The sequence below is a fragment of the Bradyrhizobium sp. CCBAU 53421 genome (assembly GCF_015291625.1).
Lineage (GTDB): Bacteria > Pseudomonadota > Alphaproteobacteria > Rhizobiales > Xanthobacteraceae > Bradyrhizobium.
Genome location: NZ_CP030047.1, coordinates 7,627,339 through 7,641,530 on the forward strand (window position 1 = coordinate 7,627,339; position 14,192 = coordinate 7,641,530).

The 14,192-nt window shown below is 57.8% G+C and carries 13 protein-coding genes and 2 pseudogenes; 10 read left to right on the forward strand and 5 right to left on the reverse strand.

Annotated elements, in window-relative coordinates:
• Positions 1-464 precede the first annotated feature (464 nt).
• Together XH92_RS35610 and XH92_RS35615 are read right to left on the reverse strand one after the other, a co-directional pair.
• A complete protein-coding gene (locus XH92_RS35610) occupies positions 465-962 on the reverse strand; it encodes a hypothetical protein (protein ID WP_246787890.1) in 498 nt (165 codons plus the stop codon).
• 829 nt (positions 963-1,791) lie between these two features.
• Positions 1,792-2,046 carry a hypothetical protein gene (locus XH92_RS35615; RefSeq protein WP_194456283.1) on the reverse strand — a complete coding sequence of 85 codons (255 nt, stop codon included), beginning with the start codon at positions 2,044-2,046 and terminating at the stop codon, positions 1,792-1,794.
• Between the two features lie 30 nt (positions 2,047-2,076).
• Between XH92_RS35615 and XH92_RS35620 the strand changes: the two genes are divergently transcribed.
• The 3 genes from XH92_RS35620 to XH92_RS35630 are packed head-to-tail and all read left to right on the forward strand — an operon-like array spanning position 2,077 to position 5,543.
• A complete protein-coding gene (locus XH92_RS35620; protein ID WP_194456284.1) occupies positions 2,077-4,002 on the forward strand; it encodes an ATP-dependent endonuclease in 1,926 nt (641 codons plus the stop codon).
• 15 nt (positions 4,003-4,017) lie between these two features.
• Positions 4,018-4,233, forward strand: coding sequence for a KTSC domain-containing protein (locus tag XH92_RS44030; RefSeq protein ID WP_210345504.1), 216 nt, complete (start codon positions 4,018-4,020; stop codon positions 4,231-4,233).
• A 29-nt stretch (positions 4,234-4,262) separates the two neighbouring features.
• Positions 4,263-5,543, forward strand: a complete 1,281-nt coding sequence (locus tag XH92_RS35630) for a DUF2130 domain-containing protein (protein WP_194456285.1) — start codon at positions 4,263-4,265, stop codon at positions 5,541-5,543.
• Positions 5,544-6,869: 1,326 nt separating this feature from the next.
• On the opposite strand, the gene XH92_RS35635 is transcribed toward XH92_RS35630, so the two are convergent.
• Positions 6,870-7,076, reverse strand: coding sequence for a cold-shock protein (locus tag XH92_RS35635; protein ID WP_210345505.1), 207 nt, complete (start codon positions 7,074-7,076; stop codon positions 6,870-6,872).
• A 963-nt stretch (positions 7,077-8,039) separates the two neighbouring features.
• Here XH92_RS35635 and XH92_RS35640 point away from each other — a divergent pair.
• The 7 genes and pseudogenes from XH92_RS35640 (at position 8,040) to XH92_RS35670 (ending at position 12,375) form a co-directional block, all read left to right on the forward strand.
• On the forward strand, positions 8,040-8,270 hold the full coding sequence (locus XH92_RS35640) for a hypothetical protein (RefSeq protein WP_371817860.1): 231 nt from the start codon (positions 8,040-8,042) through the stop codon (positions 8,268-8,270).
• Positions 8,271-8,646: 376 nt separating this feature from the next.
• Positions 8,647-9,342 (forward strand): annotated as a pseudogene (locus XH92_RS44035) (C1 family peptidase).
• Positions 9,343-9,370: 28 nt separating this feature from the next.
• A pseudogene (locus tag XH92_RS44040) lies at positions 9,371-9,418 on the forward strand (hypothetical protein); the annotation flags it as partial.
• A gap of 36 nt (positions 9,419-9,454) precedes the next feature.
• Positions 9,455-9,679: a hypothetical protein gene (locus XH92_RS43340; protein WP_246787894.1), complete on the forward strand. Its 225-nt coding sequence runs from the start codon at positions 9,455-9,457 to the stop codon at positions 9,677-9,679.
• A 144-nt stretch (positions 9,680-9,823) separates the two neighbouring features.
• Complete coding sequence (locus XH92_RS35660) at positions 9,824-10,648, forward strand: isocitrate lyase/phosphoenolpyruvate mutase family protein (RefSeq protein WP_246788611.1); 825 nt, start codon at positions 9,824-9,826, stop codon at positions 10,646-10,648.
• Between the two features lie 132 nt (positions 10,649-10,780).
• Complete coding sequence (locus XH92_RS35665) at positions 10,781-11,581, forward strand: phosphocholine cytidylyltransferase family protein (RefSeq protein WP_194456289.1); 801 nt, start codon at positions 10,781-10,783, stop codon at positions 11,579-11,581.
• Between the two features lie 179 nt (positions 11,582-11,760).
• Positions 11,761-12,375 (forward strand): CDP-alcohol phosphatidyltransferase family protein, encoded by a 615-nt coding sequence (locus tag XH92_RS35670; protein WP_194456290.1) that lies wholly within the window; start codon positions 11,761-11,763, stop codon positions 12,373-12,375.
• 136 nt (positions 12,376-12,511) lie between these two features.
• On the opposite strand, the gene XH92_RS35675 is transcribed toward XH92_RS35670, so the two are convergent.
• On the reverse strand, positions 12,512-13,444 hold the full coding sequence (locus XH92_RS35675) for an aminotransferase class V-fold PLP-dependent enzyme (RefSeq protein ID WP_246788612.1): 933 nt from the start codon (positions 13,442-13,444) through the stop codon (positions 12,512-12,514).
• Complete coding sequence (locus XH92_RS43345) at positions 13,402-13,719, reverse strand: hypothetical protein (protein WP_246787896.1); 318 nt, start codon at positions 13,717-13,719, stop codon at positions 13,402-13,404. Before XH92_RS43345 ends, XH92_RS35675 begins: the two co-directional genes overlap by 43 nt.
• Between the last annotated feature and the right edge of the window lie 473 nt (positions 13,720-14,192).

Below are 14,192 nucleotides of genomic sequence, written 5' to 3' on the forward strand. Positions count from 1 at the left end.
CATCACAGAGGGCAATGACAATTAGGAAAGCAACCAAAGCCTGTATTTGGGTCGGCGAAACTGCATCTTTGGCATTGACGACCTTCGCTGGCAGCCTGTTTTAACGCGCCGGATGTCACGGATTGCATCGTCAATCGCTTTGCGATCAGCCCCTTCCAGCACAGCAAAATGCCTATCATGATTCGTTGCAGAGCTCAGGTCGCACTAGCGGCTTGCCGGATCGATTGCATCGGCGTCTGCCGGATCACGAAGCGCCAGCACGCCTCGCGCTGGCAGTGCACGGCCCGGACGGTTATGTGATGCCCGGCCGGCGTCGCTCGCAGCGTCATCTCCCATGAATAGGGTCCCGGTTCGACCGTGCGGCGGACGGTCGTCACAGGTCGAGATCGGTTCAGGCCAGGTTAACGCTACGCTTCGCGCCTCGCGGACCGGGCGGTGAGACAACGATACCGGACGGGCCGCGGTCAGTGCTCTGCGGGCTTTGGTCCCGCGATAACGGGCGCGCCTCCGACCAAAACAGGTCCCTGTGATTTTGAGCGGCCGATTGACCTTTTGACCGGAGTTGAAAGCGCGTTCGCCGGGGTAGGAGCAGAAGAGGCGGGCATCGCATCCTGCAAGGAGGCAATTTGTGAAGTTAGCGCGGTGAGCTGATCCAAAATCGCCTTGAGGTTGCCTCGCTGAGCGTCAAGGCGGCGATTGAGCTCTGCAAGGTCATCACTCGCCTTCTGCTGGGTCTTCTGCATCTCGCTCAGGAATGACCTGTCCTGCGGCGATAGGCCCATCGTAGAACCGGCTTGCCCATCGGCAGGCGTTTCGACGAACTCTGCGAGACTATCTGCAAAATGGGCTGCTGCCGCGCACAAGCCGACCAGGATGAAAAGGAGCATCAAACCCCAGCGAATCCGCCTTGACGAACTGTGCAAGAGCGGCCGCAGGTCCGAGGCGCCTGCCTCGTCTGTCATCTCCATCGTCCCTCGCCCGACTTCCGCAGCCCGATCGCTCTTTCGTTGCAGCAATAGCCGGCGATGCGCATGCGCCGCAGCCGTCTGTCATCGGCCAGTATAATCATCTTTGCAACCTTTCCGATCGTTTGGGTCCAGCCAGAAGTCTCCGCGCATTTTAGCGGCGCCGGCGGCCTGCCACTTCTCGTCTATTCCTCGATCGCGCAGCATTCCCTCGTGATTGCGTAGAACCATGCAGATTTCCTACATCTGCAGGGTCCACGCGAGTCGCGCCTGCACCGCGGCAGCGTGACTTTCGATGCAAACTTAGCCTGCCGCACAGACCCCACGCCAAAGAGTTCGATGCGCTCTTCGTGCATCCTGAGTGCGCGCTCATCAAACTTGCCCATGCAATGGCGCTCCTATCTTTTGTGGACGAGTATAGAGGCGAGGCACTTGCACTTGCTCCGCAGGGCGCGGCACTACGCCTTGCCGTGCTGACTGGGAAGCGCAAGGACGCCAGCAAAAGGAAAGCTCGATAGCTATCTGAAGCCAACCACCCGCAAGGACGGCGCATGAGCGCCATATTGACCCAATCGGGGCCGCTCCAGGCCTCGAAGGCAGCAACGTGGACGCGGCTCAGCAGCAACCACCGTGGCCCGGCGATGAATGCGCCAATCGTCCGGGCTCGACATGATCGCGGATATGCGCGAGCGCTGCGGTAAGCCCAACCGAGCCGATCAGCTCGGCAAGTCAGCTCGGCTATTGCACGGGGACAATGCCCCTTTCACACGCAGCGGCAACAATATCAAAGCGAGCCACGCACCCTGGTTGAGACCTTCAAGCGCCACTAGAATGGTCTTCGCAGCCGGCTCTGCAGGTCAGGCGGATAATCACGCGCTGGTTTTTTCCCCTTGCGCCGGAAAACTGCGCGAATCGACAGACTGTCATCCACCCAAAGCCCAGTTGTCCGCAAACTTAATAGAATGCGGCGCAGCGAAAGAATAACTTCCGCGCAGAGCAATTCCGCTGCAATGCGTTGATGCTGCCTGCGGATGTAGCGCAGCAGATGCGCGCGTCTGATGAATTGCTCGATCGATGCCACTTTTGATTGATAAAGCCGACGGGTGTCTCTTTGAAGATCAAGTCTATTTGCATCAAGAATTTTCGCTCTTTCAAGGACATGGTCGTTGACCTCGATGATTACACGGCTTTCGTGGGGCCGAACGGCGCCGGAAAGTCGACCGTTCTCTGCGCGCTGAATATCTTTTTCCGCCAGACCGAAGAAGCTCCGACAAATCTGATCGAGCTCGAGGTGGAGGATTTTCACAACGGCAACGTTGAACAGCCGATCGAGATCACATTAACCTTCCACGATCTTGAACCAGAGGCTCAAGCCGACTTCTCCGAATACTATCGTTCGGGCATTTTGATCGTCTCAGCGCTGGCGGAGTTCAATGAGACCACGCGTAAGGCAACGGTCCGCCAGTTCGCTAAACGAAGCGCAATGATGGAGTTCAGCGAATTCTTCCGCAAATACAACGACGGGGCGTCAGCGGGGGATTTAGCGGCGATCTATGAGGGGATTCGAGAGAGCCACCCTGCGTTTGGCCTTCCCAAAAAGGGCAGTAAGGAAGCCAATAGACAGGCGCTTCGATCCTATGAAGAAGGTCATCCTGAACGATGCGTTCTGATCGATAGCGAAGATCAATTCTACGGATTCAGCAAAGGTGGCGACCGCCTGTCGCGCTATATCCAATGGGTTCACGTTCCTGCTGTCAAGGACGCGACAAAGGAAAACGTTGAGGGACGCAACACGGCTCTTGGCAAGCTCCTCGCCCGGACTGTGCGCTCTAAAGTCAATTTTGACGGAGAGATCGCTTCTCTGCGAGACTCCACACTCGACGCCTACAAGAAGATTATCCAGAAACAGCAAACCGCGTTGGACGATCTGTCGCGAGCTCTGACAGCAAAGCTTGGAGAATGGGCGCATCCGGAGGCTGCCGCACGGCTGGAGTGGACCGAGGATCCGCTCAAGTCAGTACAAATCGCCGACCCCACGGCGCGGCTATTTGCCAGCGAAGGGGCCTTTTCAGGTGATCTTGCCAGGTTTGGGCATGGCCTTCAGCGATCCTATCTGCTGGCTCTGCTACAAGAGCTCGCCGCTACAAATGAAGCCGCGCAGCCTAGGCTCATTCTGGGGTGCGAGGAGCCGGAGCTATATCAACACCCTCCGCAAGCACGCCATTTGGCATCGGTCTTCAAGAAACTAAGTCAAAACAACGCGCAAATCCTGGTTTCGACGCATAGTCCGCATTTCGTTTCGGGACGGCATTTTGAACATGTGCGCCTGGTTCGAAGGGACGAGGCAAAAAGGGAGTCCAGCATACGCTGGACAACGTGTGAGAACGTCGTCCAACGATTGTCCGTGATCTTCGGAGAAAAGGTGACGCCGATCGAGGCGGAGCGTGCGCAGCTCCATCAAGCTCTGCAGCCTCACATTAATGAGATGTTTTTCACCCAGAAACTGGTGCTCGTGGAAGGCCTGGAAGATACGGCCTACATCACAGCCTGGATGACATACTCAAAACTCTGGGATGATTATCGCAAGTCAGGATGCAACATCGTCGCCACGAATGGAAAGAGCTCAATCATAGAGCCCCTGCTCATAGCCAAGGAACTCGGCATTCCAACGTTCGTCGTCTTTGATGCTGATGGAAACGAGCAAAACGTTGGGCGTCGCAACCTTCACAAAATTGACAATCTGAAGATCCTCACCCTGCTGGACGGCGATCTGACCGTGCCATTTCCAGTTAATCCGGTGTGGACGAACAGATACGCCGTGTGGCCCGAGAATCTTGGCTCGATCCTCAAGCAGGAGGTTGGAGCTGCCCTTTGGGAGACTTCCTATTCGGCAGCCACCAAAGGATTGGGCAATCCTTCCGGCAGCTTTGTCAAGAATACCGTGCACATCGGCGATCATCTGGCGATCTTGAGAGAAAACGGCGCGAAAATTCCCACACTGGACCGGCTGTGTGCGGCGATCCTGGCTTTGGCTTGAGACTTGGGGACAATCATGGATTACGTAAGGGTGCGTTCTAGCAGCGTGAGCGCGGTTGGGTACGATGACCAAGCAAAAGTCTTGGCCGTGCAATTTGTCAATGGCAGTGAATACCACTACCTGGCTGTACCCAAGCCTCTGTTCGAAGGCCTCAAAGCAGCCCCTTCGGTAGGCACTTACCTGAATGCATATATCAAGGACGCCGGTTACCAATTCAGGCGAGTCAGATAGAGGAGCATCAGAACGGGGCGAACAACATTATGATAGAGCCGACCATCACCTGCCCGAAATGCAGCAGCGAGATCAAGCTGACCGAATCGCTCGCGGCCCCATTGCTCGAGCAGGCCGAGAAGAAATTCCATAGCCAGCTCGCAGCCAAGGACGCCGAGTTCGCAAGGAAATCTGAAGAAATTCGGGCACAGCAGCATGAGGTTGCCATCGCCCGCGAGCAGATCGACGAGCTGGTGGCGACCAAGCTGAAAAGCGAACGGTCTCAAATTGCCGCCAGCGAAGCCAGAAAGGCTCGTGAGGCGGCGGCCCTGGAACTCGAAAACAAGGACAGGGAAGCGGCTGAACTGAGAGAGCTGCTGGCGAGGAACAACGAGAAGCTTGCCGCAGCTCAAAAAGACCAGGCGGAGCTCTTGCGCAAGCAGCGCGAAATTGAGGACGCTCAAAGAGAGCTGGACCTGACTGTCCAGAAGAAGGTCCACGAGGAGCTTGCCCATGTGAGGGCAAAGGCCAAGCAGGAGGCCGAGGACGAGCTGAAGCTCAAGGTCTCAGAAAAGGATCATCAAATCGCCGGCATGGCACGCACGATCGAAGAGCTGAAGCGAAAGGCGGAGCAGACGTCACAGCAGGTCCAAGGAGAGGTCCTCGAGCTTGAACTGGAAGACGTACTCAAGGCGCGGTTTCCAACGGATATAATCGAGCCGGTTGCCAAGGGCGAACTCGGCGCCGACGTCGTTCAGCGTGTTAATGGCGCAATCGGAACGCCCGCGGGGGTTATCCTTTGGGAATCAAAGCGTACCAAGAACTGGTCGGACGGATGGCTACCCAAGCTGCGCGATGACCAAAGACGGTGCGGGGCCGATGTTGCTTTGGTCATCTCGAACGTTCTTCCGAAAGAGGTCGAAAATTTTGACTTCATCGATGGCATTTGGATTGCCCACCCGCGCTGCGCGGTTCCGGTGGCGGTAGCCCTCCGGCAATCGCTTGTAGCGGTCAACGGCGCTCGTTCCATGCAGCAGGGCCAGCTTAGCAAGGCTGAGGAAGTTTATCGGTATCTGACCGGTAAGGGATTCCGACAACGCCTGGAGGCTATCGTTGAGCGCTTCAATGATATGCGCGAAGATCTGGATAAGGAGCGCAAGTTCATGACGCGCTTATGGGCAAAGCGCGAGAGCCAATTGAGCAGTGTCGTTGAATCCACGATCGGAATGTATGGAGATCTCCAAGGCATCGCCGGCAAAGCTATGCCCGAGATAGAGAGCTTCGACATGCCGCTGCTGGATGGTCCTGACGCCAAGGCACAGCGATCGTAGCATGGCTGACGCGGCTCTTCAGCCCCGGTGCGATCTTCTTGAGGCGCACATGGCTTACGACTGCCGATTGATGAGTGACGATCTCGTATCGCATACCGACAAGGCAAGTCGCTCTGTTTTCGCAAGTGTCAACCGGTTTGGTTTCCGGAATGTGCCGCCAGACACCGCGCACGTGCGCGTCATCCTGCCAAAAATTGTCAAGACCGCGCCATCCCAACGAAACGTTGGAATCCGGTCCTTGCGTTGCAGGATGTTGCGTGCCTCTTCATAGAAGCGCTGATAGCGGGGATCTGACTGAAGCACGCCGAGTGACTTGTCGTTCTCTGTGCGAGCCCAAGCCAATGCGCGCGGCCCTTCGATCTCCTCGAGCCAAAGGAATGGATCGTCAGCAGGCCCAGTCATCGTCCGCTCTTGCGCCAGCGCTGCGGAAGTGAAACAGACAGTCAAGAGCAACGCAGCGGAGAGTACTGACGGTTTCATAGGTTTTGTTCGGATGAGGTCGAGCTCTACGCCGCATGTCTTTCGCGCACATTTGATCTCAGGATCGTGCATTGGCGTCATGCGGGCTGGCAGTTCGAACGTTGCAAGCTGCGTGCCGACCTAAACGTCGTGCGTTTCAGCCTCTGATGGCCGCATGACGATGTCAACTTGCAGACGTTGGTTCAGAAGCTGACACTTACGCAGCGCGGGATGGATCGCGCCGCATCATCGGACAGGCCAAGCGGCTCTGATCGTTAAGTCTATGAATGGGACGCGGCGATGATCCGCCCGTCACCTGACATCTACCTCCGAATGGAGCGTGTGCGCCTCGCGTCCCGCCGAGCATGACCGGCAGATCTATCAACGCGTGTCATCAAGACAAAGACCAACGCGTTGATCAGCAGCCAAATCGCAACAAGGCTCAGGGCGGTGTACATGGCGATCTCCGAAATCGTTCATGGTCGCTTCGAGCTGCTCGCCCAGTTGCATGAGCTCATCGCTAAACGAACAGTACGCACGCGAACCCGTTCGGCTTTTCGCCATACTGGCAGGCTGCGCACTATTCGAGAGCGCTGAACGCTCCCACTCCAGAGCAGCAAGGGGAGAAACAGACAGGACGGATCCACAGCTCGCCTGCGCAACTAGCAAGCCGCCGGGCAAAACAAACCGACCTAGCATGAACCGTGTTGAACTGGCCGCCCTGCCGCTAACAGCGCACAGCAAACGTCCATACGCGATCCCACGCCGCGTACGAGCTAGCGAATATACCGTTGGCCCGGACATCAGAATCCACTCTCCGGATCGATGACACGGGGATCATGCCTCGCAATTTTGTCCCCGATCTGATTAGCCGACCCGGATGTTTTCGGCAGACATTTTGCCCGAGCGATTGGCCTTTAGCTCGTAGCTGACCCGTGCGCCCTCTTCCAGTCCGGTATAGCCGGCCTTTTCAACCGCGCTGATGTGCACGAATACATCAGGCCCATCATCTTCCGGTCTGATGAAGCCATATCCCTTGGCCGGATTAAACCATTTCACAATGCCCATTGCCACGACACACCTCCGGTTTGAAGGACTCGTGATCTAACGAAGAGTCGCGCGGTCATCAAGCTGCGCGGCAAGGGGCCCGATGTCCAGGCCGGCCTGCGCGGCACAACGCCGCGATCAAAGTCGCCAGCTGAGAAGCTGTCATGTGGAGATAACCACTCCCTCGACATGCTTGCCGCGAAATGGACCGCACTTGGAATGACAGAGCTTCCTTCCACAAGCGGCCAGACTGCACAAATCGCACCGTGGACGCAGATTTCAAGCGAGCTTTGCCTTGAGGAGCAGTATTCCGGCTTTGCGATCGCCTAGGCGAACCACTCCGCATCGTCTGTCCGTCCTTGAAAGACATTTAGATGGCACCAATGGCGCGATCACAATCCTCTGCTGATGAGGTAATCACTGACAGGAGGCTGCGAACGCGATCGAGGCGAACAAGATCACGGCGACCAGCTTTGCCGATTTATTGGATATGGCTCTGCCGAAAAGCGCCCGCGACAGCCGCTCCGATTGGTAGCGCCGAGCCAGCTTCGTCGGACAATTGGGCTTTCTTGAATGTCAGCTCAGATAACAACGTCTTATGCAGGGGCCGGCAGGAGGAGAATATGCCGGCGGCCCCTAAGCATCGCACCGTCGTCTGCCGCAGGGTGACCGCAAGCCGTTTATGTAAACACGAGATGCTCGCCACGACGTTTCCTCGCCGCGCGCTCGTCAGCGTCAAGGTTCCATACTTCATCCCAGAACTGGTAGGAGATGAACCTGCGCGTTTGAGGTATTTCTTCGATGGAAGGTCAACGCTCGGCGCAGCCAGCACCAAGCCTACGGCTCGTCAGAGCGGACCAAACTCTGGGTCGCTTAAATGCGGCTCGGGTCGCCAGAGAGTTCAACAACCTGTTTGCGCTTGCCGTTGAAATACCTCTGCTGCAGCCCCGTTAGCGTGGGTTTTGAACTTCATCTGACCGAAGGGATATGATGATCCAGCTGCTCGAGTTCCCTTCGCCCGACTGGACTCGCCGGGTCGTTTTTGTCGGCCGGAACCGGGACGGTCACTGGGTTGCCCGCGAGCAGCGGGGCGTGTTTGGAGGTCTGTTTATCAACCGCGCGCAAGCCCTGAAATACGCTCGTTCTGAGAATGGCCGGCATTCAGAGTGCATCATCGAGGTTACATGTGAAATCGAACTCGATATACGCGCTAACCCATGAACTGCTAAATACAAGGCTGCAGGCCGATGGCCCAGCGTCCAACCTTTCACGGCATGGATAGCTAGAGCATTTCGCGCGATCGCAGGGCCAGCCGCCACCGCGAACCGCTACGTGGAGCCATTGCATGCGATTGCGGCGCTTCCCCTTGCCCACTGCGGATCGTGTTGATGGACACCGCAAGAAAGAAACGTTCAACTCGTGCTGTACTCCATCACCTCGCCCCTCGCCGGCAGGCGCGAACAGGTTCCGCCGCCGGCAAAGACCACCTCACGTTTGAAGACGGACGGGCAGAATGACCCGAAGCGCTGGCGTGTCCCGGCGAGCTGGGCGCAAAGCCAGACCGGCAATTTCAGTTGTTTGGTGAAGTTGGGTCTAAATGGCGAATTGTACGAAACGGTCGAAGAGGTTTTGCCCGGAGCGCAGGGCGACCCCGGCGTTTCCGATCGAGATATCCAGAAGATTGCCGCAACGGCTGGCCCGCCGACGTTGGCATTGCAGGCCCAAGCTCAGTTTAAGCTTTCCGCATCGGTGGGCGGCAATCCGGCAGCTCAATTCCCTCGGCGCAAAGCCAGCCGCGATCTTGCTCGAGGGCTGCGATCCGCAGGCCGCTGCCTTCAACTGGTTCGACAAAGGCGTTCTGTCTCCGGTCAAGGACCAAAAGAACTGCGGCGACTGCTTTGTATTCGCGGCGACCGCCGCCTTCAAGGCAAGCTGGTAGCTGCAGAACCATGAGCAAATCTCCGTATCCGAGCAGCAGCTGCTCGATTGCGCAGGAGCGGGCAATTGCAAAAGCGGGTGGCACGGCGACGTCTTGAACTTCCTCAAATCCAAGGGTGTAACGGACGACACCAAGGTCCCCTATACCGGATCATCCAGCGGTACTTGCAAGGTCAACGATCACCCGGATACGGCCGTAAACTGGAGCTATGTTGATCAGAGCGAAGCAACGGCAAGCCTGAAAAGCATCAAGCAGGCCCGGTGCGCGCACGGTCCGGTCGTGTCAGCCGTTTACGCCGTGCGCCCGTTTCAACGCTATTTAAAGTGGCGTCTTCAACGAATTTGCGGAGGGTGATGGGACCAGTTCCGTCAATCATGACGTCCTGATCGTCGGCTGGGATGATCAGAAGCACGCCTGGCGCATCAACAACAGCTGGGGCGAAACGATCTGGGCCGAGAACGGATATATGTGGATCCGCTATCGCAGCAACTACATCGGCTTTGGCGCAGCTTGGGCCGACGCATTCAAGCGGCCGGCCGCACAAGACCCGGTCAAGGCTCTGGCATCAGCAAAGCAGATGGGTCGCCGATCACACATCCACATCGAGGTGGCGCTGTTTTCGATTCAGACCGCCTACCAGTTCTGGCAATTGATGGGGATGACAGAAAAGTGTCACGTTCAAAGCCGCTGAACGTCGACCGCTCGAAACACAGGGAGTGCCATGCAGGATCATTCACCATCTGGGCTCATCGATGGCAATGATCGATCGGTCAACCTTTCTCGAGCTGATCGTCTGCGCGCGGAAGTCTGCTCGAGCAGCGAACTCTCCTTTCTTATGGAGGCGCATGACGGCCTCTCCGCCGCGATTGCCGCGCGTGCGGGGTTCAAGGGACTTTGGGCATCAGGTCTATCGATCGCCTGTTCCCTCGGCTACCGCGATGCGAACGAAGCATCCTGGAGGGAGCTCGTCGACGCCGTCGAGCGGATCGTGGATTCAAGCCAGCTTCCGGTTCTCGTTGATGCCGATGGCGGCTTTGGCAATTTCAACAACGCCAGGTTGCTGGCGCGCAAACTGCGCGAGCGCGGCGCGGCCGGAATTGCCCTGGAGGACAGCTGTTATCCGAAAGTAAATTCGTTCGTTGGCGATCGTCATCCGCTCGCTGGCATCGATGAGTTCTGTGGCCGGTTGCGCGCCGTCAAGGACACGGCCGCGAAGGATCTTATCCTGGTCGCTCGGATCGAAGCGCTCATCGCGGGCTACGAGATGCACGAGGCCATCGCACGTGCTCACGCATACCGGGAAGCCGGCGCAGATGCGATCATCATTCATTCGCGAAGCAGCTCCGCCGACCAAATCCTTGCGTTCACACGCGCATGGCAGAACAGACTGCCAGTCGTGATCGTGCCGACGAAGTATTTTCGGACACCGACCTGCGAGTATCGTCGCGCCCGCATCTCGACGGTCATTTGGGCTAATCATTCCGTGCGAGCCGCAGCGGCCGCAATGCGAAAGGTCTGCGGCCGCATCTTCGCTGAACAGAGCGCCGCTTCCGTCGATTCGGATATCGCTCCCCTCGACGAGCTCTTCGAACTGTTTGGCTACGATGAACTTGCGAAGGCGGAAGCGCGATACCTTCATCCTGATGAGCTCCAGCAATAGGTTCGTTCACGCCAGTTAGCCGCTGACGTCACGAACGGCCTGTTCGTCGCGCTCCAACTTTCTCAATAAGAGCGCCGTGTGGCCAGACGTTCAAGAACAAAAGACATCCCTCGACGGCAAGTGAGCGATTGCATGGCAAATAACGCGCCCAAGAAAGCAGTGATTCTCGCCGCCGGCATGGGCTCTCGCCTGAGACCGTTGACGGATCTGCGACCGAAACCGTTGGTCGAGGTCAACGGCGTTCCGATCCTCCATAACGCACTTCGCAACCTGCGAGAAGTCGGCGTGGTTGAGGCGACAATCGTTGTTGGCTACCGAAAGGACGCCATTCAATATGCGTGCGATCGTCGCTACGCCAATATGGACATCAACTATATCGAAAATGCCGCGTTCGAGCGTACTGGAAGTGCCTATTCATTGTGGCTCGCGCGCGACTGTCTACTGTCCACCGATTGCTATCTTCTCGAAGGGGACGTCTTCTTCGAAAAGGATGTTCTAGGACAATTGATGATAGAGCAGGCCACTGATGCTGCTGCCGTGGCTCCTTTCACGGCAATGATGGAAGGTTCAGCAGTTGTGCTGTCGGATAGCGGGTTGATTTCCGCAATTCACGTCAAACAGACCTCGGCCAGTCTCGCTAGTGCTGCCGCGCCCCTCTTCAAGACCATCAATGTGCTGAGGTTCGCGGCATCGACGCTGCGAAGCACGATTGTGCCGGCGCTCGACGAGATCATCGGCTCCGGCGCAACGCGATCCTATACCGAGGAACTTCTCGCCTTCCTGATTGAACGACGCGGGCTGCAGCTCGCGGCTGTCCGATGCGACGATCTAAAGTGGTATGAGATCGACACGGCTGGCGACCTAGAGATTGCCGAACGCATCTTCGCGAGCAGGTCAACGTTTCGGCCGCCCAAAGCTCCGCAAAATAGTTGAAAGGATTGCGTTGCAGTGCTTCCCGGCCAGAGCAATGGGATCAGTCCGCCCCGCAAGATCCGATCCGGCTCGGCAAAGATGCCGGCCGGTCCACTGCCGACCGGCGCGGTGCTCGCGCCCCTACCTTCTCCACCTCAGCCCATCGGAGCAGATCGCAGGCTTATGACAAGGGTAAGGAAATGATCGGATATTTGGCCGATTGTGCAAATGCCATTACCGCGTTCGCCCATCTGTTTGCTGTCATTGGCGTCTGCCTGGCTCTCAATGGCCGACTGGAGCTCGGCGCCGCGGCGATGCTCTGGACCTGGTTTTTAGATCATTGGGACGGGCATGTGGCCCGAAAAACCAGTCACCTTCGTCGTCCAGGAATGGCGGCGTTCGGAAAGAGCTTCGATGGCTTTGCCGATTTCATCCATGGTGTCTGGTTCCCTGCCATTATCATCCTGCTCGTTGATGATGGTTCGCTGCTCTCATTTGTTGCCAGCCTCGCGCTGGTCATGGCGGGCGCGATCAGATTGAGTTATTTCGAGAACGTTGGATTGACGACGGACGCGAAATTCATCGGCATCCCGGTTTCATATGGCACACCGTTGGTTGCTCTGATGTTGCTGGTTCGGCCGCTCATGGCGGAGCAAACCTTCCGGGCGCTGTTGCCACTTGCTTTTTCAGCGCTTGCGGTTCTCCATGTCAGCGACTTTGTCCAAGTTCCGGCAATCCGGGGCCGCGGGGTCCCCATTGCGACGATGGCAGCGATTGCGTTGTCGCTGGCGCTCGTGACCATGGCCTTGATCTAGCCGGCAGACGGCTCATGGAAACGACAGCTGGTCCGCGGGCGACGCACTCGCCCACCCGAAGCGCGAGCCAAATGCCAGCAGCAGCAACAATAGCAAAGGCCTAATTTCCAGAATCTGCCGCCGTGTGTGCCGCCAATTAGGATGCGGCCACGGCCGACAGCGCTGCCACAAGGCGGTCAAGCTCCGGCTCGGTCGTGTAGATAGCCGGGCAAACGCGAATGCATTCGCCGGCCGCGAGGCCGCCGCGACGCACTGTAAGGACCTTGAATTCGTCCCTGAGCCGCGCGACGATCGCAGCAGTGTCCTTCTGACCGGTCTTGTCCTTGATCCGAAATGAGCTGATGCCGGCATGCATCAATGGATCGTTAGGGGTCAGTATGTGGACCGAAGGGATGTGAGCGACGCGCTCGACCCAGTAATTGCGCAGATGGGTCAACCTGGCTCGCTTGGCCGGCACGCCGATTGCCTCATGTAGGTCGAGCGCCGCCGGTACCGTAAGCGCAGCAGCGAAGTTGAGCGTACCGGTGTGGATGCGCGAACGGATATCATGCGCGGACCAGTCTTGATCGCCCATATGGACGTCGATGTCGGCAAGACGTCCTTTGCGGATATAGAGGAAACCGAGACCGACCGGTGCCCCGATCCATTTGTGCAGGTTGAAGCCAGCGAAATCCACGTCAAGATCGGCGATGTCGAGCGGGAGCTGACCCCAGCTATGCGCCGCATCGAGAATGACGTCGACGCCCCTGCTGCGGGCCATGGCGGCGATATCACGCACAGGCAGCACCAATCCGGTGCGATGCGACAGATGGGTCAGCAACAGAAGTCTTGCCGTCGGCGTCTCATCCAGGACCTTGCGGTAAGTGTCGAGCACGGAAGCGCGCGTCGTGGGCTCGGGGATGGCGAAACTCTTGACGGTGACGCCGCGGCGGGCTTTGAGCATCGCCATCGCATACTGCGCGGAATCGTAGTCCAGGTCGGCATAGAGCACCACATCTGCGCGCCTGAGCCGATTATACCCTGCTATCAGGATTTGCAGGGCCTCTGTTGCACCGCGTGTAAGAGCGATCTCCTCGGCCGCAACGCCGAGGGCGGCCGCAACGCGGACACGGACGTGGCGACATCGGCATCGAAGGAGCTGCGTACGTAGATCGTGTTATGGCGATTGACGCGCCGAATGTTCCGCAGGTAGGTCTCAAGAACCGGTTTGGCCATGACGCCAAAATAGCCGTTCTCGAGATTGGCGATCGAGCGGTCGACATCGTAGAGTTCGCGCACCGCCGACCAAAAGTGACGATTGCCGGCAGACTTGTCTTGGTTCGGCGCGAACAACATCGCGCTCATTTGGGGAATACTGCAGTGGCCGGCCATCATTTATGCACTGCCTTATCTGATGCGCTGATGCGATCCTGCGGGTGTCGGGCAGTTGTCTTGCTGCTCTCTCTTCCAATCGCGCGCTCACCGTGTCATTTCATTTCTTTCATTCTCTTGCCTCGCTCGCAGAGGCAATGCGCGCGGCCGGCAAGGAGCGGGAGCAGTTCCCCAGCAAACAACAGCAGCGCGCGCGACTGCGCCTTCAACGGTTCACGAACAGCGCTGGTCGTCATCGCTTAAGGCGGTGCATGCAGGCGCCCGCTAGATCTCATGCTGCGCGACGGAGGCACCGATACTGCTGGGAAGATGGACAACCGTAAACTGCGTGATCTGGCAGGGTGACAGAGCGCAAATGGGGCGACCCAGGCGCGTCGAATCTACGAGAAGGACGTTCCGATCGCGCGACACATGGATAAATTCCGCCTCCCATTGCGGTCGGATCG